Source organism: Mycolicibacillus koreensis, assembly GCF_002104795.1.
In the GTDB taxonomy this organism is placed as follows: Bacteria; Actinomycetota; Actinomycetes; order Mycobacteriales; family Mycobacteriaceae; genus Mycobacterium; species Mycobacterium koreense.
Window position 1 is genome coordinate 1 of record NZ_NCXO01000106.1, and the last position, 1,428, is coordinate 1,428.

Genomic DNA, 1,428 nt, shown 5'->3' on the forward strand with positions numbered 1-1,428 from the left:
GGTTGCGTCCACCAGAGTGGTGTACGAGTCGGGACCTGATCTTGGTGACCGGCGTGTCGTAGCCAAATGATTGAAGGTCATCGCGTGATTCTTCGAGAGACCCGTCAAAGTCACTCGAGCAAAGGAATCAACGCGATGACCGACGCCCACGATATCGACCTGCCGGCTGTGCTGGCCGAGCGACTCACCAGCGCCCACCCCGACGTGCTGCGCGAGCTGCTGGCCACGTTCATCCACACCCTGATGGGGGCAGAGGCCGACGCGCTGTGCGGGGCCGGCTATGGCCAACGCAGCGCTGAGCGCACCAACCAACGCAACGGCTACCGGCAGCGCCGGTTCGACACCCGGGCGGGCAGTCTGGATCTAGCGATCCCGAAACTGCGTCAGGGCTCATATTTTCCGGATTGGCTACTGGAGCGGCGCAAACGCGCCGAACGGGCCCTGACCACGGTAGTGGCCACTTGCTATCTGCTGGGGGTGTCGACCCGCCGGATGGATCGGCTCGTCGACACCCTGGGTATCGCTGGCCTGTCGAAATCCCAGGTGTCGGTGATGGCCAAAGAACTCGACACCGCCGTGGAAGCCTTCCGCACCCGTCCGCTGGATGCCGGCCCGTACACGTTCATGGCCGCTGATGCCCTGGTGCTCAAGGTGCGTGAAGCCGGCCGGGTGGTCAACGTGCACGCGTTGATTGCCACCGCCGTCAACGCCGAGGGCCACCGCGAAATCCTGGGCATCGACGTCACCACCGCCGAAGACGGCGCGGGCTGGCTGGCTTTCTTGCGGTCGTTGACAGCGCGTGGCCTATCCGGGGTGCGCCTGGTCACCTCCGATGCCCACGCCGGCCTGGTCGCCGCGATCGGCGCCACCCTGCCCGGAGCCACCTGGCAACGGTGTCGCACCCATTACGCCACCAACCTGATGGCCATCACCCCGAAAGCCTCCTGGCCGTGGGTGCGCACCTTGCTGCACTCGGTCTACGACCAACCCGACGCCGCGTCCGTTGCCGCTCAATACGACCGGATCATCGACGCCCTGGTCGACAAGCTGCCCAAGGTTGCCGAGCACCTCGAAGACGCCCGCGCCGATCTGCTCGCGTTCACCGCGTTCCCCAAACAGATCTGGCGCCAGATCTGGTCCAACAATCCCCAGGAGCGCCTCAACAAGGAGATCCGCCGCCGCACCGACGTCGTCGGCATCTTCCCCGACCGGACCGCGTTGATCCGCCTCGTCGGAGCCGTGCTCGCCGAACAACACGACGAATGGGCCGAATCCCGTCGCTACCTCGGCCTCGATGTCCTCAGCAAATCCCGCACCGAGCCACCACTCCCGACAGAACAGGAGGCCACCCCGGCGGCACTGACCGCCTGAACCATCTCAACGAAGAATCATGCGACGACGTCGTACACCACACCCGTGGACTTGACC

The 1,428-nt window shown here is 65.4% G+C and carries 1 protein-coding gene; it reads left to right on the forward strand.

Annotated features, from left to right (window positions below):
• Positions 1-135 precede the first annotated feature (135 nt).
• Positions 136-1,371 carry an IS256 family transposase gene (locus B8W67_RS20060; protein ID WP_085305928.1) on the forward strand — a complete coding sequence of 412 codons (1,236 nt, stop codon included), beginning with the start codon at positions 136-138 and terminating at the stop codon, positions 1,369-1,371.
• Positions 1,372-1,428: the final 57 nt, after the last annotated feature.

Coding starts and splice junctions, on each gene's coding strand:
- B8W67_RS20060 (WP_085305928.1), top strand. CDS start 136: ATGACCGACGCCCACGATATCGACCTGCCGGCTGTGCTGGCCGAGCGA.